General features: G+C 40.2%; 18 protein-coding genes and 1 pseudogene. 7 read left to right on the top strand and 12 right to left on the bottom strand.

Features of this window, described 5'->3' with window-relative positions; translation table 11 throughout:
* Window positions 1-172 precede the first annotated feature (172 nt).
* Entirely contained in the window at window positions 173-814 is a 642-nt protein-coding gene (locus PP175_RS10165; RefSeq protein ID WP_272442635.1) for a TetR/AcrR family transcriptional regulator, read from the bottom strand.
* An 823-nt stretch (window positions 815-1,637) separates the two neighbouring features.
* Here PP175_RS10165 and PP175_RS10160 point away from each other — a divergent pair.
* From PP175_RS10160 to PP175_RS10150, 3 genes are all read left to right on the top strand, one after another.
* Entirely contained in the window at window positions 1,638-3,140 is a 1,503-nt protein-coding gene (locus PP175_RS10160; protein WP_272442634.1) for a malate:quinone oxidoreductase, read from the top strand.
* 727 nt (window positions 3,141-3,867) lie between these two features.
* Entirely contained in the window at window positions 3,868-4,050 is a 183-nt protein-coding gene (locus PP175_RS10155; protein ID WP_272442633.1) for a hypothetical protein, read from the top strand.
* 89 nt (window positions 4,051-4,139) lie between these two features.
* On the top strand, window positions 4,140-4,310 hold the full coding sequence (locus PP175_RS10150; RefSeq protein WP_272442632.1) for a His/Gly/Thr/Pro-type tRNA ligase C-terminal domain-containing protein: 171 nt from the start codon (window positions 4,140-4,142) through the stop codon (window positions 4,308-4,310).
* Window positions 4,311-4,416: 106 nt separating this feature from the next.
* Here the strand turns inward: PP175_RS10150 and PP175_RS10145 are convergent, their stop codons facing one another.
* A complete protein-coding gene (locus PP175_RS10145; protein ID WP_272442631.1) occupies window positions 4,417-4,989 on the bottom strand; it encodes a hypothetical protein in 573 nt (190 codons plus the stop codon).
* 317 nt (window positions 4,990-5,306) lie between these two features.
* Here PP175_RS10145 and PP175_RS10140 point away from each other — a divergent pair, with 317 nt between their 5' ends.
* Window positions 5,307-5,594: a hypothetical protein gene (locus PP175_RS10140; protein ID WP_272442630.1), complete on the top strand. Its 288-nt coding sequence runs from the start codon at window positions 5,307-5,309 to the stop codon at window positions 5,592-5,594.
* A gap of 1,457 nt (window positions 5,595-7,051) precedes the next feature.
* Window positions 7,052-7,144: a YjcZ family sporulation protein gene (locus PP175_RS10135; RefSeq protein ID WP_272442629.1), complete on the top strand. Its 93-nt coding sequence runs from the start codon at window positions 7,052-7,054 to the stop codon at window positions 7,142-7,144.
* A 100-nt stretch (window positions 7,145-7,244) separates the two neighbouring features.
* Here PP175_RS10135 and PP175_RS10130 read toward each other — a convergent pair whose 3' ends face one another.
* From PP175_RS10130 to PP175_RS10115, 4 genes and pseudogenes are all read right to left on the bottom strand, one after another.
* Window positions 7,245-7,466 carry a spore germination protein gene (locus tag PP175_RS10130; RefSeq protein WP_272442628.1) on the bottom strand — a complete coding sequence of 74 codons (222 nt, stop codon included), beginning with the start codon at window positions 7,464-7,466 and terminating at the stop codon, window positions 7,245-7,247.
* A gap of 50 nt (window positions 7,467-7,516) precedes the next feature.
* Entirely contained in the window at window positions 7,517-7,738 is a 222-nt protein-coding gene (locus PP175_RS10125) for a spore germination protein (protein ID WP_272442627.1), read from the bottom strand.
* Window positions 7,739-8,038: 300 nt separating this feature from the next.
* Window positions 8,039-9,284, bottom strand: a pseudogene (locus tag PP175_RS10120) (ISL3 family transposase).
* Window positions 9,285-9,560: 276 nt separating this feature from the next.
* On the bottom strand, window positions 9,561-9,716 hold the full coding sequence (locus PP175_RS10115; protein WP_442870459.1) for a hypothetical protein: 156 nt from the start codon (window positions 9,714-9,716) through the stop codon (window positions 9,561-9,563).
* A 736-nt stretch (window positions 9,717-10,452) separates the two neighbouring features.
* Here PP175_RS10115 and PP175_RS10110 point away from each other — a divergent pair.
* Together PP175_RS10110 and istA are read left to right on the top strand one after the other, a co-directional pair.
* Window positions 10,453-10,614 (top strand): hypothetical protein, encoded by a 162-nt coding sequence (locus PP175_RS10110; RefSeq protein WP_272442625.1) that lies wholly within the window; start codon window positions 10,453-10,455, stop codon window positions 10,612-10,614.
* 432 nt (window positions 10,615-11,046) lie between these two features.
* On the top strand, window positions 11,047-12,159 hold the full coding sequence (istA, locus tag PP175_RS10105; RefSeq protein ID WP_272442624.1) for an IS21 family transposase: 1,113 nt from the start codon (window positions 11,047-11,049) through the stop codon (window positions 12,157-12,159).
* 538 nt (window positions 12,160-12,697) lie between these two features.
* Here istA and PP175_RS10100 read toward each other — a convergent pair.
* The 6 genes from PP175_RS10100 to PP175_RS10075 form a co-directional block, all read right to left on the bottom strand.
* The gene (locus PP175_RS10100) at window positions 12,698-13,108 is read right to left on the bottom strand and encodes a hypothetical protein (protein ID WP_272442623.1); all 411 of its coding nucleotides are present in this window, start codon (window positions 13,106-13,108) and stop codon (window positions 12,698-12,700) included.
* Window positions 13,105-13,773, bottom strand: coding sequence for a TnsA endonuclease N-terminal domain-containing protein (locus PP175_RS10095; protein ID WP_272442622.1), 669 nt, complete (start codon window positions 13,771-13,773; stop codon window positions 13,105-13,107). Before PP175_RS10095 ends, PP175_RS10100 begins: the two co-directional genes overlap by 4 nt.
* A 336-nt stretch (window positions 13,774-14,109) precedes the next feature.
* Window positions 14,110-15,945 carry a glutamine--fructose-6-phosphate transaminase (isomerizing) gene (gene glmS / locus PP175_RS10090; RefSeq protein ID WP_272442621.1) on the bottom strand — a complete coding sequence of 612 codons (1,836 nt, stop codon included), beginning with the start codon at window positions 15,943-15,945 and terminating at the stop codon, window positions 14,110-14,112.
* 209 nt (window positions 15,946-16,154) lie between these two features.
* The gene (locus PP175_RS10085) at window positions 16,155-16,472 is read right to left on the bottom strand and encodes a general stress protein (protein ID WP_272442620.1); all 318 of its coding nucleotides are present in this window, start codon (window positions 16,470-16,472) and stop codon (window positions 16,155-16,157) included.
* 137 nt (window positions 16,473-16,609) lie between these two features.
* Window positions 16,610-17,161, bottom strand: coding sequence for a DJ-1/PfpI family protein (locus tag PP175_RS10080; RefSeq protein WP_272442619.1), 552 nt, complete (start codon window positions 17,159-17,161; stop codon window positions 16,610-16,612).
* A gap of 107 nt (window positions 17,162-17,268) precedes the next feature.
* Window positions 17,269-18,477 carry an alanyl-tRNA editing protein gene (locus PP175_RS10075; protein ID WP_272442618.1) on the bottom strand — a complete coding sequence of 403 codons (1,209 nt, stop codon included), beginning with the start codon at window positions 18,475-18,477 and terminating at the stop codon, window positions 17,269-17,271.
* Window positions 18,478-18,596 lie beyond the last annotated feature (119 nt).

Genomic DNA, 18,596 nt, shown 5'->3' with positions numbered 1-18,596 from the left:
GTCAAAAGCAATGTAACAAACCATATAGACCAACTACGTAGATGGACCTGATGAAATTGGTTCACTAGTCTCGGAAAAAGAAACTAGCTTAGTTCAACAATCTTCATAATTCACCCCCCTTCAAACTAACTAGTCAGTTCGGCATGAATACATAACATACCAAAACCAGTCTTTATATCTTATTTTTCAAAAAGAAGGACGCATATATTTCTTTATCTTTTAGATCATTTGTCAAAATGGAATTTATAATAAGATCAACAAAAATATCAGCGATCTGCTCGATGGAATACTTCCCCTCCTTTCGGTACCAAATGTATGTCCAATCAATCATGCCAAAAATAGCCATAGCAAGAATTTTTGCTGGTAATTCACTCCTTATTTCCTTTGAATCGATCCCTTGCTCCAATATATTAAGCATAATTTCAACATATTCATCACGTTTTTTTTCGACAATTTTGTAATTGTTTCCTGTAAGATATCTATAATCTTGAAAAAAAACAGTTACAGATGATTTATACTTATCAATCCCAATTAACAAATCCCTAATCATAGCAGTTAAACGCTCAATTGGGGTACCTTCTCTTTTATAACATTCATAGCCTTGGGTTAAAGTATCTTTTATATATTGGTCGTGAATCGTAAAAAGGAGTTCTTCTTTTGATTTAAAGTTATGATAAAAACCGCCTTTTGAAGAACCGCTTTCTTCAATAATTTCATCAACCGAAACTCCGTGATATCCCTTCTCTTCAAACAATTTGATCGATGCATTTAAAATTCGCTGTCTTGTACTCAGTCGGACTTCTTCATTTACCATTTTCTTCTCCATTTTCTTCTTGTTTTTAGTACAAATCTAATCAAAGAGGTAATCTCAGTAGGATTTTACAGGAAAAGGAGGACAGGGGATGTTGAACTTTACTATAATAACTATTTCTGCACTTATTTTTTTCTACAAATTTTTTCCAAAACTCCCGTTGTCAACTGTTTTGTCATTCTTAGTGTTCCTTACATCTGAAAAAGGTTGATTATAAGACGGACTGGTTCGTCTGTATTTATATTATAGGACTGTTTAGATAGGTGTCAATAAAATTTACTGAAATTTCTAATGTTTTTTTATTTCTTGCAACTTTCTTTCGCGGTAAAGGTGTTTCAACAACATATAATCCGCCAGAAGCGTTTTATATTCAGTTTTTTCGAATTAATTACTGGTTCAAAACTTTTTTGGCACCAGACCTGTGCCTTCTATTTCAACAATTATGAGAAACAAAAAATAATCATTAATAAAAAAAAGCCAAAGAAACATCAATATGGCTACTCCAAATCCGATTTAAATAGCTGGTATATTCTACTGAAACTTCAATTAAAAATAAATATTATAGCTTCTTGTCTCAAGCTTTTCAACAATATTCTTAACTGTAACAGTATGTCACCGCCGAAATTTACCAGATTTTAAATAGCTTATAACTACTATATAGTAGTAAAAAATATTTTTAATCTATAAATAATAGTGATACAATATGATAGAGTTAAAAATTGATCCAGAAAAGGTGTATGATAAGGTTCGCCTGGCTTGTTGTAGCGCCTAAGCAGGAGCGCCTACATCCTTTCTGCAAATCTTAGGGTAGAGAAGGACGGTAAAAATGAGTAACAGACAAACTAGAACAGACGTTATCTTAATTGGTGCCGGAATCATGAGTGCAACTTTGGGAACACTGCTGAAAGAATTAGTACCGGACTGGGAAATTACAGTGTTTGAGAAGCTCCCAAGCGCAGGAGAGGAAAGTTCTAACGAATGGAATAATGCGGGAACGGGGCATTCAGCACTGTGCGAGCTTAACTACACCGTCGAAAAACCGGACGGATCCATAGATAGCAGCAAAGCTATAAAAATTAATGAACAGTTTCAGCTTTCAAGACAGTTTTGGTCTTATCTTGTAAACAGCAATCTGATAAGTAATCCGCAGGACTTTATCATGCCATTGCCTCATTTGAGTTTAGTACAAGGGGAAAAAAATGTAACGTTTTTAAAAAAACGTTTTGAAGCGCTGTCAAACAATCCTCTGTTTGAAGGGATGGAATTTTCTGATGACCCTCGAAAACTGATGGAATGGATTCCGCTTATTATGAAAGAACGTGAATCGAATGAACCTATAGCGGCAACAAGAATCGAATCTGGAACTGATGTCAACTTTGGCGCTTTAACACGCATGTTGTTTACCCACTTAAAGAATAAAAACGTCGATATAAAATTCAACCATAATGTTGATGATATTAAACATACTAGCGATGGCTCGTGGGAATTGAAAGTGCGCAATGTTGATAGCGGTACCGTTGAACGCCATACTGCAAAATTCGTCTTTATCGGCGGCGGTGGAGGAAGCCTGCCGTTACTGCAAAAATCCGGTATTCCTGAAGGAAAACATATTGGTGGATTCCCGGTAAGCGGACTATTTCTGGTGTGTAATAATCCGGATGTTGTAGCGCAGCATCATGCAAAAGTATATGGTAAAGCGAAGGTTGGGGCTCCTCCAATGTCTGTTCCGCATCTTGACACAAGATTTATCGACAATAAAAAATCGTTGCTCTTTGGACCGTTTGCCGGCTTCTCACCAAAGTTTTTAAAAACCGGTTCAATGTTTGATTTGTTAGGTTCCGTACAACCGGATAATGTCTTAACTATGTTGGCAGCAGGCGCAAAAAACGTTCCGTTGACAAAATACCTGATCCAGCAAGTTATGTTATCGAAAGAACAACGCATGGAAGAGTTACGCGAATTTATCCCGAGCGCCAAAAGCGAGGATTGGGATGTAGTGGTAGCGGGCCAACGCGTGCAAGTTATCAAAGATACTGCTGCTGGCAAAGGAACGCTTCAATTTGGTACGGAAGTTATTAGTGCCGCTGATGGCTCGATAGCTGCATTGCTCGGCGCTTCTCCGGGTGCTTCTACCGCCGTTTTCGTCATGCTTGAGTTAATAAAAAAATGCTTCCCGCAACATATAAAAACGTGGGAACCGAAAATAAAAGAAATGATTCCTTCTTATGGAGTGTCACTATTGAAAAACCCAGAACTTATCCATGAAATTCATACTTCAACAGCGCGGACGCTTGGCTTAGCGGGTAAAAAACAGTACGCATACGCATAGAGACGGACCTAATTTGTCACGATCATGATGTATCGGATACAGGGGGACGGTTCTGCTGGATGTTCAGACATTTCCTTATGCTTATATTTATTACGGAAACACTATGTCGATAGGAAGGCAAATTAGCAATCCCGTACCAGTAAAATTGGCAAATCCGGAACAACCGAAAAACCCGGATGTGAAAGGAAGCATAAATTGCCGTGTTGGCAAATTTATGCTTCCTTTAGTTTTTTCAAATACCTTTATTGGTTTAGTCGAAAAAGTCAATTTTGCTTGAGCACCATACCGTTCCTTACTGTCCAGGTGCATTTGTCGGATTTTCTTTGTGAACTATTAATTTTTTCACTCTCACGAGAGGATTCTGTTTTGTGTAGCGACTCTGTGCTACTTTGGCAATATCACAGATGCTATCTCTGAAAACCCATAGACCTCCCTCCTAAAGAAAAGGCCGTTCTATTTGAGCGGCCTTTTGCTTTACCAAAACCTATTGTGTTTAACTGGTTATTAGGCAGCGACTTTCGGAATATATGCGATAACCTCGTTTCCTATCAAAATAATTAACAATAAAATGTAGCCTCTTACAAGAAAGGGGAGAATACAAGCTACATCAGCTTCTGCACAAGCTACATTAGCTGGACAATTATCAGATTTTGTTAAAATTGAACATGATATGCTAAACCATGTAAACTCAAAGGACTTTGCTTCAGCGCATAATGGGGCTGACGATTTGGAACATCAATGGGACACATCGGAGCCTAAGCTTAGAAAAATAGATGGCACAACATGGACTAAAATTGATGGAACGATTGACGTTGTATTAGCAGCAGTTCGTTCAGGAAACCCTGATGCCAGCCATTGCAAATCTGCACTTAACAATTCGCTAAGTATCTTAAGCGGAGCAAATAAATAAAAATGAAAAACGGTCGTCTGTTTTAAGACAACCGTTTTTCGCTTGATTATGACAATATCTAACTTCGCAAAACTGTCAATTGCTTAATAATGATTAGAGAAGCTGAGAAACAAAAGATTCCTTATATGCTTGTAATCGGTGATAAAGAGGTAGAGAACCGATCCTTGGCTATAAGAAAGCGTAAAGGCGGCAATCTTGGTACAATAAATGTTCAAGAAACGATAGAACGATTCAATAGGGAAATAAATGGTAGTGAATAATTCGCATCTAAAGTCCAAAAGTGTTAAATTTCTTTTGGACTTTTCCTCTCAAACATATCGATACGAAGCACCCATCTGCTTAGCAAACAGAGAGGTGTTTTTATTTTTACTTTGCTACACTCATAATTCTGTCTTTATTATCATCGAACAATGTTAACATTCCTTTTTGTGTTGTTTTTACATCGTTAACAAAGTTACTAATGAGAGATTTAATTTGATCCCGCGTTTTTTGTTGTTGTTCAATCAGCCTCTTGAAGGAATCCTCCATCTGCTGCTGTGAGTTGTTTACGGCAGAAAACCCGGCTTTCTCGGGAGTTTCTGAAATTTGATTAATACGGTCTGAAATCTCATTAAGACGTTTATTCCATTCATCAAATAGGTTGCTAAATTGTTCCCCGCCTACAGTTTTTAAATGATTCTGGTAGTCCCGTCTTGCATCTTCAAGGAATCCTTTTACTTCTTGTTGCAACTTATTAGATTTTTCAATCGCAACATTCCAAAGTTCCTTTTGACGTTCCGCCGTTAACAGTACAACTTTTTCGATTTCTTGTTGGTATGCATATACCGTATTTATCCCATTTAACCAGCTATCCCACATGAAATCCACAATATTACCTGCGTTTTGCGTCTGTATTTGCACCACTTTTGTCTCTGTAATTATTTCTTTGTTTGTCGTCATTTGTAAATTCCTCCTTAAAGTAAATAAAAATCCCAATGCCATGATAGACTTCGTTATTCAATTATTTGTTAATTTAACGAATAAAAATAGGCGGAATAATAATCCATATGTGTAATTTACACCTATCGTTATTGCATGTCAATCATTTCCTGGATTGAATAATAAAAAAATTAGTTTTATCGTGTGAACGGTCATTTGCTTTACTAAATGACCTACTGTGTTTAACTTTTATACAGAATATACGCAATAAACTCGTTTCATAACAAAATAATTAACAATAAAATGCAGTATCTTACACAAAAGGAGATATTCGACAAATGGATATAAATACAATTATTAAAATTGTTAAGGAGATTCCACTCGACAAATTGAACGACGAAAAAGCAATAAAGAAGGCAATAAAAGCTGCCGGAAAAGTGAATGGAATAACTTTTTCTGATGCTGAACTTAACAAATACGTTCAGCAATTTAAAGGTTTTTCTAATGGCGGATCGCTTTCGTTGATATCTAAACTTTTACAAAGTGGCATTACGATGGACCAGTGGATCAGATTAAGAAGAAAATGGGAAATAAATAATTTTCGAACAACACAGTACACCGTTTAATTACTGAGTAAAAGAGAGGACAATTTCATGACTTCCGGTATTAAAAATAGCGAATTTATTATCCTCGTGCTCTTCACCTTACTCGCTATCGTGCTTTAACTATGTTATCGGATATAAATCCAAAAATGAATCTGCTGAGCACTCGTCCACAACAAACATAAAAGGCATTCATAGTATATATGGAAACTACATTTTGAATAGCAGAAACCATTCGCTCCATTTTTCGAAATCCAATACTTTCTATTTTTCTCTCATCGCTGAAGTGTAGTTCACTCCATTGTTCATGGGAGGTGATAGTATGTTCTTTACAAGCATTCGCTTCGTTCTTGTTATTTTCGTTCTGCTCGTGATTATTACTGAAGGTTGCGAAAACTAATATGTATCACTGACAATGTGTAAATCTCACAGATGCTGTCTCTAAAAACCTTAGTTACTCCCTCTCCCTCCTAAAGAAAAGGTCGCTCAGCTTGAGCGGCCTTTTACTTACCAAGTAAATCTGACAGATGCTATCTCCGAAAAGCTCCCTCCTACAGGAAAGGTCATTCTCTTAGCTAACCTTTTGCTCACCAAACGAATCTGACAGATGAACCGGTACTTTCAAAGTATTCAGCATGATGCAAATTGATAGCCCATATATTTCTTTTTTATGGACTTTATAAGACAAAAATTGCAATGAAAACCAAACATGTATCTATGCCACTTTCGAGCCCGTCCTCATAGACTAGCAGGAGGTGATGAAAATGGCTTCACCAAGTACAATGGAAATTGGTTCCAGATGTATCTTCAGAGTAAATGGATATTTTTTCTTCTAGCCGAGATCGAGGCAAAAACCACAGGCATTGAAATTGACCAGGACGTTATCATTCGACTCACAAATGCCCAAGCTGCTCGACTTCTTGCTGGTGGCATGAAGTGGTGCCAAATTAGTAGTACGAAACCTACTGCCACGCCATGTACAAAAGTTGAATTTAAATGTATCTTTATCGATGGCGACAAAGCATTCTCTATATTTGAGGTTGAAAGCTGTGCTAGGGACGATGCAGTATTAGTACCTATTACCGTACAACGGGCTAGAAAACTGATTCGACGAGGTGTCCGCCGTTGCACTCTCATACGTAGGACGTTCAAGGAACCATGCAAGTAATGCCATGCAAAAGCCTGCCTCATTGGTGGGCTTGCTTTAGTTCACATTACTGTAAAAATGGGGGAGTGCCTTAACACTCGTTTACACCTTCTACATAGCTTGTTATTATCCTACAAGCAGGATAAAGAGAACCAGAATCTCCCCAAAAAAAACTCACCTCCCACCCAAAACCTCTTTTTAGAGGTTTTTTTGTTTTATTGGTACGGTCCATTTGTAGGTTTCTCACCAATTTTACAAAGTACAAGTATTCGTCCAATCTCGTCCCGTTTTGTCTACATAGGATAAATTACATCTCTTTGGAGGAGGTAATATTATGGGATTCTTTGGTTGTGAAGAAAGTGGGATTGCGTTCATTCTGGTTCTGTTTATCCTCTTAGTTATTATTGCCTGTGCATGTGAAAATTAATTGCGATAACTAGGAGATAAAGAAAGCCCACCTTCCGGTGGGCTTTCTTTACTTTACATTCTGAATGTTATCGGACGTTATCTTCCACTTCTTAATTTTGTTACACTATGCTTGCAATATTTTGATCTGCAGTATGGGGCTCGACAGTATTTGTTGAACTAACAGCATTAAAGTTTTCCATAAAATTAGCCGTATTACCGGAACCTGAACCCGAATTTGTTCTTGAACTACTTTTGGGAGAAATAATAAAGGATTCTTCCAATATTATGAATGAACCGTGGTCCATGGTTAATATATTTAGAAATCCAACGAATAAAGACATAGACATCACCCCTAATAACGTTATTGCGTTATCTTACTTCTTAAATTTTATTACACTACCTCTGCAATATTTTGATCAGCAATATGGGGGCGTTTAGTATTTGTTGAACTAACAGCATTAAAGTTTCTCATAAAATTAGCCGTATTACCGAAACCGGAACCCGAATTAGAAGTTGAAGTGGCTTTGGGAGAAACAAGAATAGATTTTTTCGTAATAATTGATGAACCGTTATCCATCGTTCCTATATTTATACCTCCAATGAATGAAGACATAGACATCACCCTTTGTAACCAGATTTAATAATGTATAATATGATGATATTCCCCAGAAGTTTATGATTCAGTTTAAATTTTACGTTTTTTAATTTGTCTCTTCACCATTTTTTGTGGTGCCGCGAGGCACCGGTAAACTATGTTAGCATCAAAAAAGATGATCACCAGTATCGGTAGAGGTTACTCTATCACACCAGGATCATCCCTTGTCCAGTAATAAGTATCTCTAACTGATAAGTTTTCTATACCAGGTTGGTTTGAGGCTTATTCAGGAACATCAGGGTCATCCCTTGTCCGTCTTTAGCTTATTTTATGGATCCACTCTATGAGTGGTGTTGCACGTTCTAATCCAGTACATTCTAACATCACACGAAGACGAAAACGAGATAAGTTTCGATATCCGTACGCCCTTCGTTTAATGTTTTTGATCTTATGATTTGTGCCTTCAGTGCGGGCATTCGTGATGAAAACATTAAAGTAACCTAGAATTTCATTTTGCCAACGACGAATTGTCTTTGCGACTTTTCTAAAAGACGATAAACCGCTATTTTCAGCCTCTGTTAACCACCTTAACAACAGTTTGCTTGCTTCTTCATAGGAAGAAGCTTTATAGATATTACGAAATGATTCCTTTAAGAAATAGGCTTGAGCTAGCAGTGGGGAAGCATCTAGCATATTATCAAGTTTGTGATGATGTCTCTTTTAACTTCTCCCAGCTTCTTAAAAGGAGAAATCGATGACTCTTTAGCGGATTCTTTGCTTTTTTGGTGCTGCTTTGAAGTTCCTTACGGACTTGATCAAGTGCTTGTGTTACCTTCTGTACAACATGATATTTATCGATAACGATAGTAGCCGCTGGAAATATCATGCGTAATGCTTTATGGAACGGCTCCCACATATCAACAACGATTGTCTGAATGCTAGCCTTTGATAAAATAGCATGATGGCAAAGGAGCTGAGTTACAGAATCGAAGGAACGATCGCGGTTCATTCCAATGACACCACCGTGAACAAGGTGAACTAAAACTGTTTCATACACATGTCCTTTACGGACAGCAATTTCATCAATACCTATAACGGTAACCTCTTCCTTTAATGCAGCCTGGATTTGTAACTCTTTTCGTTGTTTGGCCATCTTTTCTTTAGCTATTGCGTAATAAATTCGTTCAAGCGTAGAGTAAGGGACTTTCTGTTGTTTGCATACTTTTTGTATCGTTGTTCCTTGGCACTGTTCAAAAAGGTATTCCTGATAACGTTTCGTAAAATGTTGGTTAGCTTTTATGGAATCAAAGGATTGAGAAAATACCTCTTCACAGTTTTGACAGCGAAAACGCACGATTTCAACCAGTAAAAATAAAGGCTTCTTTAGGACCGCAAGGTCTCTTACCTTTCTTGTTCGGCGATCGTGGATTCCCAAAGAACAAAAACCACAAGCTGGGCATCTTTCGATGCCACATTGTTTTCTGACCAAAGCAAAATGTGCTTCCTTTTCTGACCACTGATTAACAATCTGAAATTCTGGCAATTCTAAGGGTATGGAAAGCATTTGAGACACCCGCGATTCCTCCTTGGAATGTTTTGGTAGCACTAACATTCTTGCCAGGAACTCGCGGGTGTTTTCATGTTTCCTTTAACTCTCCACAAAAAGTGGTGATGAATCTTTAATTTAAACTGAATGACTAGCTATAATTCAGACTTGAAATCTAAATTAAATAGAGACCAAGTTTTCGGGATTCAAAAGTAAGGCAGTTCTCTAACGATTTGAGAACTGCCTTGTTTACAGTTGACGATTATCGGCGTAGGGGCTCTTCACCCTAGAAAACTAGAAACAACGGGCACAATGACCGCAATGATGAAAACAATGGTGAAAACAACGGAAACAATGATGACAATGGAAGCAATTAAAACAACGGTGAAAACAATGACCACATTGTCGAGCCGCATCATAGTACTGGCCTTGAGTGCTGACAGGAATCATATCGCCCGCCTGGAACCCGGCAACATTTAACCCTTGGAGTTCTTTTTTGAAATCATCCATTTTTACAACCTCCGTTTATTAAATTAATAAGTTGTGCCGGCAGTATAACCACAAAACGGTAAAACGGACAGAACGAAGAGAATCAGAAAAACAACTGCGTAACGGATGTATCCACCAAATAATTTGAATACTCTCCTCGACAAAATATGAACGCTAATGGACTATTGTTACTGATTCAAATTACCAATCTAACGACAACAAAAAAGACAGGAAAAAGAGTATCAGACACAGCAAAGCAACCCATCTAATGTTCAGGTGAGCTGCTTTAGTTTTTGTTATTATTGGACGTCTCGGATAATAGGCAAATGTCCATAACACATGTCTACATAACTTTGTTATTACGTTGCGTTACTGATTTGATTTAAGGGAGGCGATTTTAATGAGTAGAAAAAAAGGTTTCGGGAGAGTTGAAGCCTTTTTGCTATTTGCTATGAAATTCCGTACCTACCCGCATTGCTAAGATGCTTAAAACTGTTTATTTTATGCTCGCCATAAGTAATTTTTTAAAAAGCATACTGAGGTTACTGAACGTAATAGGCACTTGCATAATCGAATGTACATGATTTATTTTTCAGGTTAGCTTTACTTTGCAAATTAGGTTAATACCTAAGACTTATCTAAGCTAATTCCCATAATGTAGACTGTACTAAATCGTTAGATAAATAGGAGGATGAACATGGACGAAAGATATATGCATCATATAGCAAAATCTAAATATCACTATGAGAAATACGTGTATCACATGGAAAGATGCTGGTATTATGCGCCAACAGCTGTATCCCCAGCGTTTGCTCCGCCGCATGCACTAAAGGGTAAAGGTGATAGTAGCAGTTCATAATCTAATAAAATCCGATCTCAGTACTCTTAGATCGGATTTTTACATAAGCGCGATTAGCGGACGCTCCCATTCTCGAATTAAATTCAAAGGGCGTCATTCGCTGACAAGGAAAATAGCCTAGCACTTGACCTGTCTTATGTACATATTATGCTTATACGTTTGTACAAAAGAAAAACTCGCACATAGATGCGAGTTACAATCAGGGTAAGTTAGCTTGAGTAAGGAGGTGGCGCTAACTTACCCACCCCATATGATATATTATGCGAGTCCAATTCCACATTGTACAAGAAATACAGCAGTATTGTGAATGGTAAAGTAAAAGGGACAGTAGATGGCAAATAAAAAGGGATAGTATCCTTCTCCCTCTGTTGGTACAATGACGTAGTCATTCTATCAACAGGGGGGAGAATAAAAAGTATGTTGGGGTGGTCTATGTACAACAAGATACAGCAATACAAAGAGCTGGGCTTTAATAAGTCACAAATAGCTAGAAGGCTAGGAATTAACATTAAAACAGTACGGAAATATTGGGTACTTAAACCAGAAGAAGTGGTAGAAATGAAATACCAAAAGAGGGTTAGTAAGTATTCAGAGTATGAAGGAATCATGCTAGAGTGGCTGCAAAAGTATCCTGATTTGTCTAGTTCCCAAGTGCATGATTGGTTAAGGGAAAGATATACAAGTTATAACGGGAAACCAAGATCCATTAGGAATTGGGTTCAGCAATTACGAAGGAAATACAGTATTGCCAAGACCACAATTCCAAGGCAATACCAAGCGGTAGAAGATCCTCCTATGGGAGGGCAAGCTCAAGTAGATTTTGGAGAAAAGAAAGTTAGGAATGAACAGGGTGAAATTACTAAACTTTATGGATTTGGTTTAGTCCTTTCCCACTCCCGGTACAAATATGTAGAATGGACTAATCAACCCATTACTACAGCCAAAGCCATTGAAATGCACAATCATGCTTTCGAATATTTAGGTGGGATACCAACGGAGTTGGTCTACGACCAAGATCGAGTGTTGGTGGTAAGCGAAAATGCAGGGGATATTTTATACACAGCAGAGTTTGAAAAATATCGGCAAGCCATGGGATTCCAAATCCGTCTCTGTCGTGCGTATGATCCGGAAAGTAAAGGTCGAATTGAGGCTGTCATCAAATATGCGAAGAATCATTTCGCCCATCATCGTACATACAGGGATTTAGCAAGCTTTAATCAAGAATGCAGAGATTGGTTAGAACGCACAGCCAACAGTAGCGTGCATGGTACAACAGAAAAGGTACCAGCTCAAGTCTTCTCCGACGAAAAAGACCACTTGAAGCCGATACCTCCACTCTTTGGATTAAACCCTAATAAGATCGCTTCTGGCATATTACGACATGGCCACTCATCTTCTGATATCTCAACATCATATTCCTTGCAGAATTTAACTTTATCCGAGGCTGTGTTCGCTAAAGCCATCATTGCACCTATCCAACTTGGACCTTCAAGTCCTACATATAGACCAACAATCATTCGACTAAATACATCGATCACAACATAAATTACCGGCCTACCTATAATCCAATTTTTTTTATATTCGGACAGTAGGTAAACATCAGCTACAGTTGCATCGATTTGAAATTTGGATCCTGGACCCATGGCTTCCCTGGTGGATGTTCCAAGAACAGGTCGATACTCCAGGTCGAATTTCTTCGCCCCCTTTCGTTTTTTCAGCTTTTCTTCGATGTTTTCATTCTTTGTCATCCAATAGTGAAATTGCCTGTAGGTCGGTATTTCTCCGGGAGGTGCCAAAATAGGCTTTCGAATACCATTTACAATGGAATAACTTTCAACATAGAACTCCTTAAGCATTAATTCGTAGGCAACTGTATAATCAATCTCCTTTTCTGTAAGGTAATGTCTAGATCGAATTATCCAGAAAATTTTTTTCGTTGCCTCATCGACATTAATTCCTTCTCCCCTGATATGCGGAAATTTCGGTGGTCTGCCACGTTTTTTTCCCCTGCAACCTTTTCTTTACCGTCACCTCCACATTTTCCGAAATCAGGCAATAATGTGTTTATGGTCTTCCCTCTTTGCTAGTATTGTCTAAGGAACTTCCATACGCTCTTATTCGTTACATGATGTTGTTCCATCGCATTCTTTATAAGGTCCTTCCTAATATGATCGTGGTAAATAGCTGGTTCATTTTCAGCAATTGCTATAGATTTAACAATCTCCCAGCGTTGATCCCTTATTTTTATGTCTTTTCCCTTTATCTCGCTGTCATTTAAAAACTTCATATAGGGATCATCAACACACTTGAAGGCGACCTTATTTTCTAAATCCTCCTCGATGTCTTTTAGCCTCCTCATTACTGGTACAGGCTTCTCTGCAAAAATATCGATGGTGAAGGTTACCCATTCATCCATCCAGAGCACTCTTTCAAAGGTTTTTTCATCTTTATCCAAAGAAGAAAAAACAATGATGTCATTTACAAGAATACTCATATAATTGTTTTTTCCTCCTCCACGGCAAACTTTATATTTTCAATCATATCTTGTGGCCTATTTTTTATCACAAACTTGTCATTCATTTTGATTGCTACCTCCTTGGTGGCTATCAGGTGTTTCAATACGAAAAGGAATGTTCCTGCCGGTGCATTTGTCTCCTCATCTAATCTGTTAAGAATTGTCCGCATTGAGCATTTGTCATTCAACAAATGCCTTTTTAAACGATCGGAATAGATGGTTATATTCCCAGAGTCCACTCCATGGGAGCCGTCCAATCTAAGGGCTTGATGAACCCATTTAACATTATTGACAAAAGTTTTGGGAATTTCTTTTTCCGTAACAATTCCCCAATTTATTCCCTTTTCTTCCCAATAAGCGCGCTCGATTTCAAACTTTGCTATTGTTCTTGGGTTATCCAGTTTGTCGGAGGGCTTTATCGTCCTTACCACCACAAATTCCTTGCCGTTCCTGTATCCGCTTAATAAAAAATCACTAGTCATTACTACGGGTGTCTGACTTTTGGTATCAATCGGATGTTTAATACCTTTTGTTTCAGCAATCCGTAGTGTTATTTCACGATCCAAGGGAAACTGCTCTCGAATATCTGTTATATAATCTGACCAGTCCAATAAATAAAAATAATTTGTCTCCAAATCCGACATGAAATGGTGAATTCGATTCGTCGTCCACCCATGTACTCTGGATACTCTGCCTGAGGAAGGAAAGTCCCGTATGGTGAGCCAAGGGGCATATTTACTGCCTTCCCCTTGGCCCCTTCCTTCCTTCAGGTATCGGTTTATTTTATCTTCCGTCCACACCGTCCCTCGCTTAGGCAAAAAAATACCACCTTTCTGAATAATTTAGTATTACCCAGAAAAAGTGGTTATGATACAACTTTTTTGTCTACGATACAACTTTTTTGTTTAAGATACGACATTTTTGTTCAGGATACAACTTTTTTGTATAACGACAACAATATCATTAGCATTGTGCAATTCCTACTCAACTGTCAGCGACTTAGCAAGGTTCCGGGGCCTATCAACGTCGTGGCCCCGTACAGTGCCAGAATAGTAAGCAAGCAGCTGCAGCGGGATAGCGGCTAAGATCGGCATGAGAAATGGATGCGTCGATGGTATATACATCACTTCATCCACAACGCTTTCGACGAGTTCGTCGTCGACCGTTGTTATGCCAACCACAAAGGCTTCCCTTGCTTTTACTTCTTTGATGTTGCTTATGGTTTTATCCAGGACATGCGGCTGGGTTGCTAGAGCGATAACGGGTACACCCGGCGTGATGAGCGCCATGGTGCCGTGCTTCATTTCGCCGGCCGCGTAGGCGTCGGCGTGGATATAGGCAACTTCCTGCAACTTAAGCGCGCCTTCCAGGGCAAGCACGTGGTCAAAGCCGCGCCCAATGAGAAAGAGATGGTCCTGGTCATAAGTTACCTGTGCGAACTGGTCAATCGCATCCTTGGTCATGATTAGAGTCGATTCAACATCCTGTTTTAAGCGGGCGAGTGATCGCAGGAGGTCCGAAACGTCCTTCTCCCCGGCACCCCCGGTTTTATCTGCAAGCCAGATCGTAAGCACCATAAGCAGCGTTATTTGGGCCGTGTACGATTTTGTAGAGGCGACCGCCATCTCGGGTCCTGCTTTGGTTAGAATTGTGCAATCAGCCTTGCGGGTGATCGTACTTCCTGCTGTGTTTGTTACCGCAATAACGGTACAGCCATGCCGTTTCGCTTCGCGCAAGGCTGATAGCGTATCAGCTGTTTCCCCCGACTGGCTTAGAAAGATGACCAGATTGCTTTCTGAGAGAGTTGGATGCTCGTCGTGAAAGTCTGACGAGTAGGACACAGAAACCGGTATCTCCAGCAGGTGATCCATCACTTTTTTTCCTATCATTCCTGAATGGTAGGAGGTGCCGCTGGCGACGATATGGATTTTGCGAACATTTTGCAAGCGTTCATCCGTTAAGACATCTTCCAGCTCAGGGAGACGTACGCCATCCGCGTCCAGCCTATCTTTGAGCGTTTCTTCTACTGCTTTAGGCTGCTCAAAGATTTCCTTCAGCATGAAATGGTCGTAGTCCTGCAGCATCATATCCTGCGGGTTGTATGCAGCCGTAATATGGTTCGGAGACAGGATTTCGCCACAACACGTTTTTATGGTGACTTTATCCGGTGTGAGCAGCGCGATTTCTCCGTTTTTGATCGGATAGAACTCGCGGGTATAAGAAAGAAGGGCCGGAATATCTGATGTTAGAAAAGTCTCCTCCTTTCCAAATCCGATAACAAACGGGTTATCCTGAGAAACCGCAATGATTTGGTTAGGATGGGAAGCCGACATGATCGCAAGTGCGTAGGAGCCTTTAAGCAAAGGCAGTACTTTGCAGACGGTTTCCTCAAAATCCCCCGTATCATTTTCCTCCAGGAGATGGGGAATCACCTCTGTATCTGTGTCTGTCGTAAATGTATGGCCTTTCTTCACGAGCTCTTGTTTAAGGCGCGGGTAATTCTCAATAATCCCATTATGGGCGACGACGAACTGGTTGGTGCAGCCGCCCAGCGGATGCGCGTTGACGGAAGAAGGATTTCCGTGTGTTGCCCACCGGGTATGCCCGATTCCAAGGACTCCCGATTCCATCGGTTCAACTAGAAGTAGGTCACGCAAATCCTTTATCCGTCCTTCTGTTTTTCTAATTTCTATCTGTTTAAGGTCTGATATGGCAAGCCCTGCCGAATCATACCCTCGGTAATCTAACCGTTCCAGGCAGTCAAGCAGGATGGGCTTCGCCTTTCTTTTTCCTATGTAGCCAACGATGCCGCTCAAATAGGTTCACCTCATTCATCTGCATTATGCTTCTCATTGTTTTATTTTACAGTGAATGCCATGAAAATCCTATAAAAACATCGCCGTCAGCTGCTTCAAACTTTTTTGAGGCGTAGATAAATGGATGGCATGGTGTTGAAAAATTAATTTGTAAGCAAAAAAATAAGCCTCGCAGGATTGCTCTCCAACGAGGCGTTACGTAAAGCTTTTTAAATAAAAGGAGGATTCGCGCCTTGTTTATAATGTTTTATCACCAACAAGGCTTTTCCATCATCGAGTTTGGATGAATAATAATCCGCTTCATCAGAACTAAACCCGAGATTCTGTAAGGCGTTCTGAGGTTGATCTCCCTCTTCCTGTATATATTTATCCACGCCATTAATATCGTTCAAGTTTCTTGGGGTATTCGTGTCCTTCGCAAAGATGTACATGTTACCTTCTGTGAATTGCTTATCCTTAAAGTTCTCGATGTCTTCATGAAGTGCGGCCAGGTTCATGTATTCCTTTATAAAAACGTCGTCATTCATGCTGTTTCCACCTTTCTCAATTGGGTTCCAACTTAATAGAAAGCAACCTGCAGCTCTTCCCGAAATAAAGAAGATTCAAGTTGTTATTACCCATTGGGAAGTGAAAATAAAAACATCCAAGGCAAATACTGAGCCTTTTATTTGAGCAGGCTCATAAAACGATTCATGAAACCTGGCAGATCTGGCCAGGCGTGGCCGGACACGAGATTTCCATGCGTGTGCAATGTTTCTTTAATATAAGTCGCACCACACGCGGTTACATCAGGGCTACAGGCGATGTAGGCAGTATACTCTCGGCCTTTCATCAGTTCAGGAACAACGGAGAGAACCTGAGCTGCGTGGCAGATCGCGCCAACCGGCTTATTATTTTCAAAGAAGTGCCGGAGAATGTGGGGAACATTCTCATCAAGTCGAATATACTCGGGTGCACGGCCACCTGGAATGATGAGTCCATCATATTCTTCCGGATTGACATCAGCAAAAGCAAGCTGCGAATCCAGTCCGTAAGCCGGCTTTTCAATGTATGTCTCGGTCCCTTCAACAAAGTCATGGCACACGGTGTACAGTTTTTTCACTGATGGCGATGCGATGGTGACATCAAATCCTTCTTCAAGGCAGCGGTAATACGGATAGAAAACCTCAAGTGCTTCTACTGCGTCTCCTGTAATGATGAGAATTTTTTTGCTCATGCCACATAGCCCCCATTTCGCAATTTTATTGTTGCAAATAAGCTTTCTACACCCTTTTTCCATTTCCTGCTGATCCACACTCAATTTCTTGAGGTTAACACACGCCACTAAGTTGCCAGTTTTGCTTTTAGCTTATCAAGAGCGTACTGGACAATTTCTTCAGCCGGAATCTCGGTAACCGCTCCCCCCTGTGCGATCGCGGCACTGCCCCCACCTTTACCGCCTATAAAAGGCATAATTTCTTTAATCCAGTCCCCTGCAGACAACACAACTTCCGTTCCTCTTGCAGCTACTACCTGTGTACGATTTCCTGTTGAAAACAATAGGACAACAGCGGATGCTTCCTTATCGGCAATCATTTTGGCAAGCTTCTGAAGTTCAGGCAGCGGGCGATTCGAGTAGATCCGTTGAATCCAAGCAGCACCTCCCAATGCGACGGCTGCGGCGATACACGCATCGGCTTCATAAGCAAGCAGTTTATCGTTTGCTTCACCCAGCTGTTTTTCAAGATTTTTACGTTCGGCTAGCACTCTTTCAATGTTGGCTGCAAGCTCTGTCTCGCTGCTTATGAGCAGGCGTGTGGCATCACGCAGAATCCGCTGCTTCTTATCCAACACTTGTAAGGTCCTAGCTCCGCAAACAAATTCGACACGGATATTCCCTTTGTTCTTTTCCCAGCCAAGGACTTTAATCGGCCCCACGTCGCCGGTTCTGGCAGGGTGGGTGCCGCCGCAGGGGTTATGATCAAATCCTTCGATTGTGACGATCCGGATATTCTCTGTTACGGTAGGTGCCTTTCGAAGCGGCAGCTCTTTTAATTCCTCTGATTCTACAAAACGCGGGGTAATGATTCGATTCTCAAAAACAATCCGGTTGGCCAGTTCTTCTGCCTGCCCTGCCAAATCCCACGATAAATCCGAAATGGCCAGATCAATCGTGACAATTTCACTGCCCATATGAAAGCCAACGGTTGCGGCACAAAAAAGCTGTTCAAAGGATGCGGATAAAATATGCTGGCCGGTGTGCTGCTGCATGTGATCCAAGCGGCGTTTCCAGTTAATACGACCGCTTACCGTTTGTGTATGTTCAAGCGGATGCTCAAGTATATGGCGGATTTGGCCGCCGACCTCTTCGACATCAATTACAGCTGTGCCATTAAGCTCCCCCGTATCATACGGTTGTCCACCGCCAGTCGGATAAAAAGCGGTCTGGTTGAGAATCACATACGGTCTGCCATTGTCATCGATGCCCTGGCCGATTAAAGATGCAGTAAATTCGGTTATGTAGGGGTCCTGATAATACAGCTTATGTTGCATGAGGCTTACCTTCCTTATCAATAAATTGATAGCTCTGTTGTCGTACCATATTGATTCTTATACAAAATGAAGACCGCCATGAGGTATTAGGCGGTCATGTGATATTACGAATGTTGCAT

This window comes from Aneurinibacillus sp. Ricciae_BoGa-3 (assembly GCF_028421645.1).
Classification (GTDB): domain Bacteria; phylum Bacillota; class Bacilli; order Aneurinibacillales; family Aneurinibacillaceae; genus Aneurinibacillus_B.
Note: the sequence above shows the minus strand (reverse complement) of the source record. Positions and strands in the feature narration are given on the sequence as shown.

Bases quoted from the DNA above. Each gene is read 5' to 3' on its own strand.
- PP175_RS10165 (WP_272442635.1), bottom strand. From the start codon at position 814: ATGGTAAATGAAGAAGTCCGACTGAGTACAAGACAGCGAATTTTAAAT.
- PP175_RS10160 (WP_272442634.1), top strand. From the start codon at position 1,638: ATGAGTAACAGACAAACTAGAACAGACGTTATCTTAATTGGTGCCGGA.
- PP175_RS10150 (WP_272442632.1), top strand. From the start codon at position 4,140: ATGATTAGAGAAGCTGAGAAACAAAAGATTCCTTATATGCTTGTAATC.
- PP175_RS10145 (WP_272442631.1), bottom strand. From the start codon at position 4,989: ATGACGACAAACAAAGAAATAATTACAGAGACAAAAGTGGTGCAAATA.
- PP175_RS10140 (WP_272442630.1), top strand. From the start codon at position 5,307: ATGGATATAAATACAATTATTAAAATTGTTAAGGAGATTCCACTCGAC.
- PP175_RS10135 (WP_272442629.1), top strand. From the start codon at position 7,052: ATGGGATTCTTTGGTTGTGAAGAAAGTGGGATTGCGTTCATTCTGGTT.
- PP175_RS10130 (WP_272442628.1), bottom strand. From the start codon at position 7,466: ATGTCTTTATTCGTTGGATTTCTAAATATATTAACCATGGACCACGGT.
- PP175_RS10125 (WP_272442627.1), bottom strand. From the start codon at position 7,738: ATGTCTTCATTCATTGGAGGTATAAATATAGGAACGATGGATAACGGT.
- PP175_RS10115 (WP_442870459.1), bottom strand. From the start codon at position 9,716: ATGATTCCTGTCAGCACTCAAGGCCAGTACTATGATGCGGCTCGACAA.
- PP175_RS10110 (WP_272442625.1), top strand. From the start codon at position 10,453: ATGGACGAAAGATATATGCATCATATAGCAAAATCTAAATATCACTAT.
- istA (WP_272442624.1), top strand. From the start codon at position 11,047: ATGTACAACAAGATACAGCAATACAAAGAGCTGGGCTTTAATAAGTCA.
- PP175_RS10100 (WP_272442623.1), bottom strand. From the start codon at position 13,108: ATGAGTATTCTTGTAAATGACATCATTGTTTTTTCTTCTTTGGATAAA.
- PP175_RS10095 (WP_272442622.1), bottom strand. From the start codon at position 13,773: ATGTCGGATTTGGAGACAAATTATTTTTATTTATTGGACTGGTCAGAT.
- PP175_RS10085 (WP_272442620.1), bottom strand. From the start codon at position 16,472: ATGAATGACGACGTTTTTATAAAGGAATACATGAACCTGGCCGCACTT.
- PP175_RS10080 (WP_272442619.1), bottom strand. From the start codon at position 17,161: ATGAGCAAAAAAATTCTCATCATTACAGGAGACGCAGTAGAAGCACTT.
- PP175_RS10075 (WP_272442618.1), bottom strand. From the start codon at position 18,477: ATGCAACATAAGCTGTATTATCAGGACCCCTACATAACCGAATTTACT.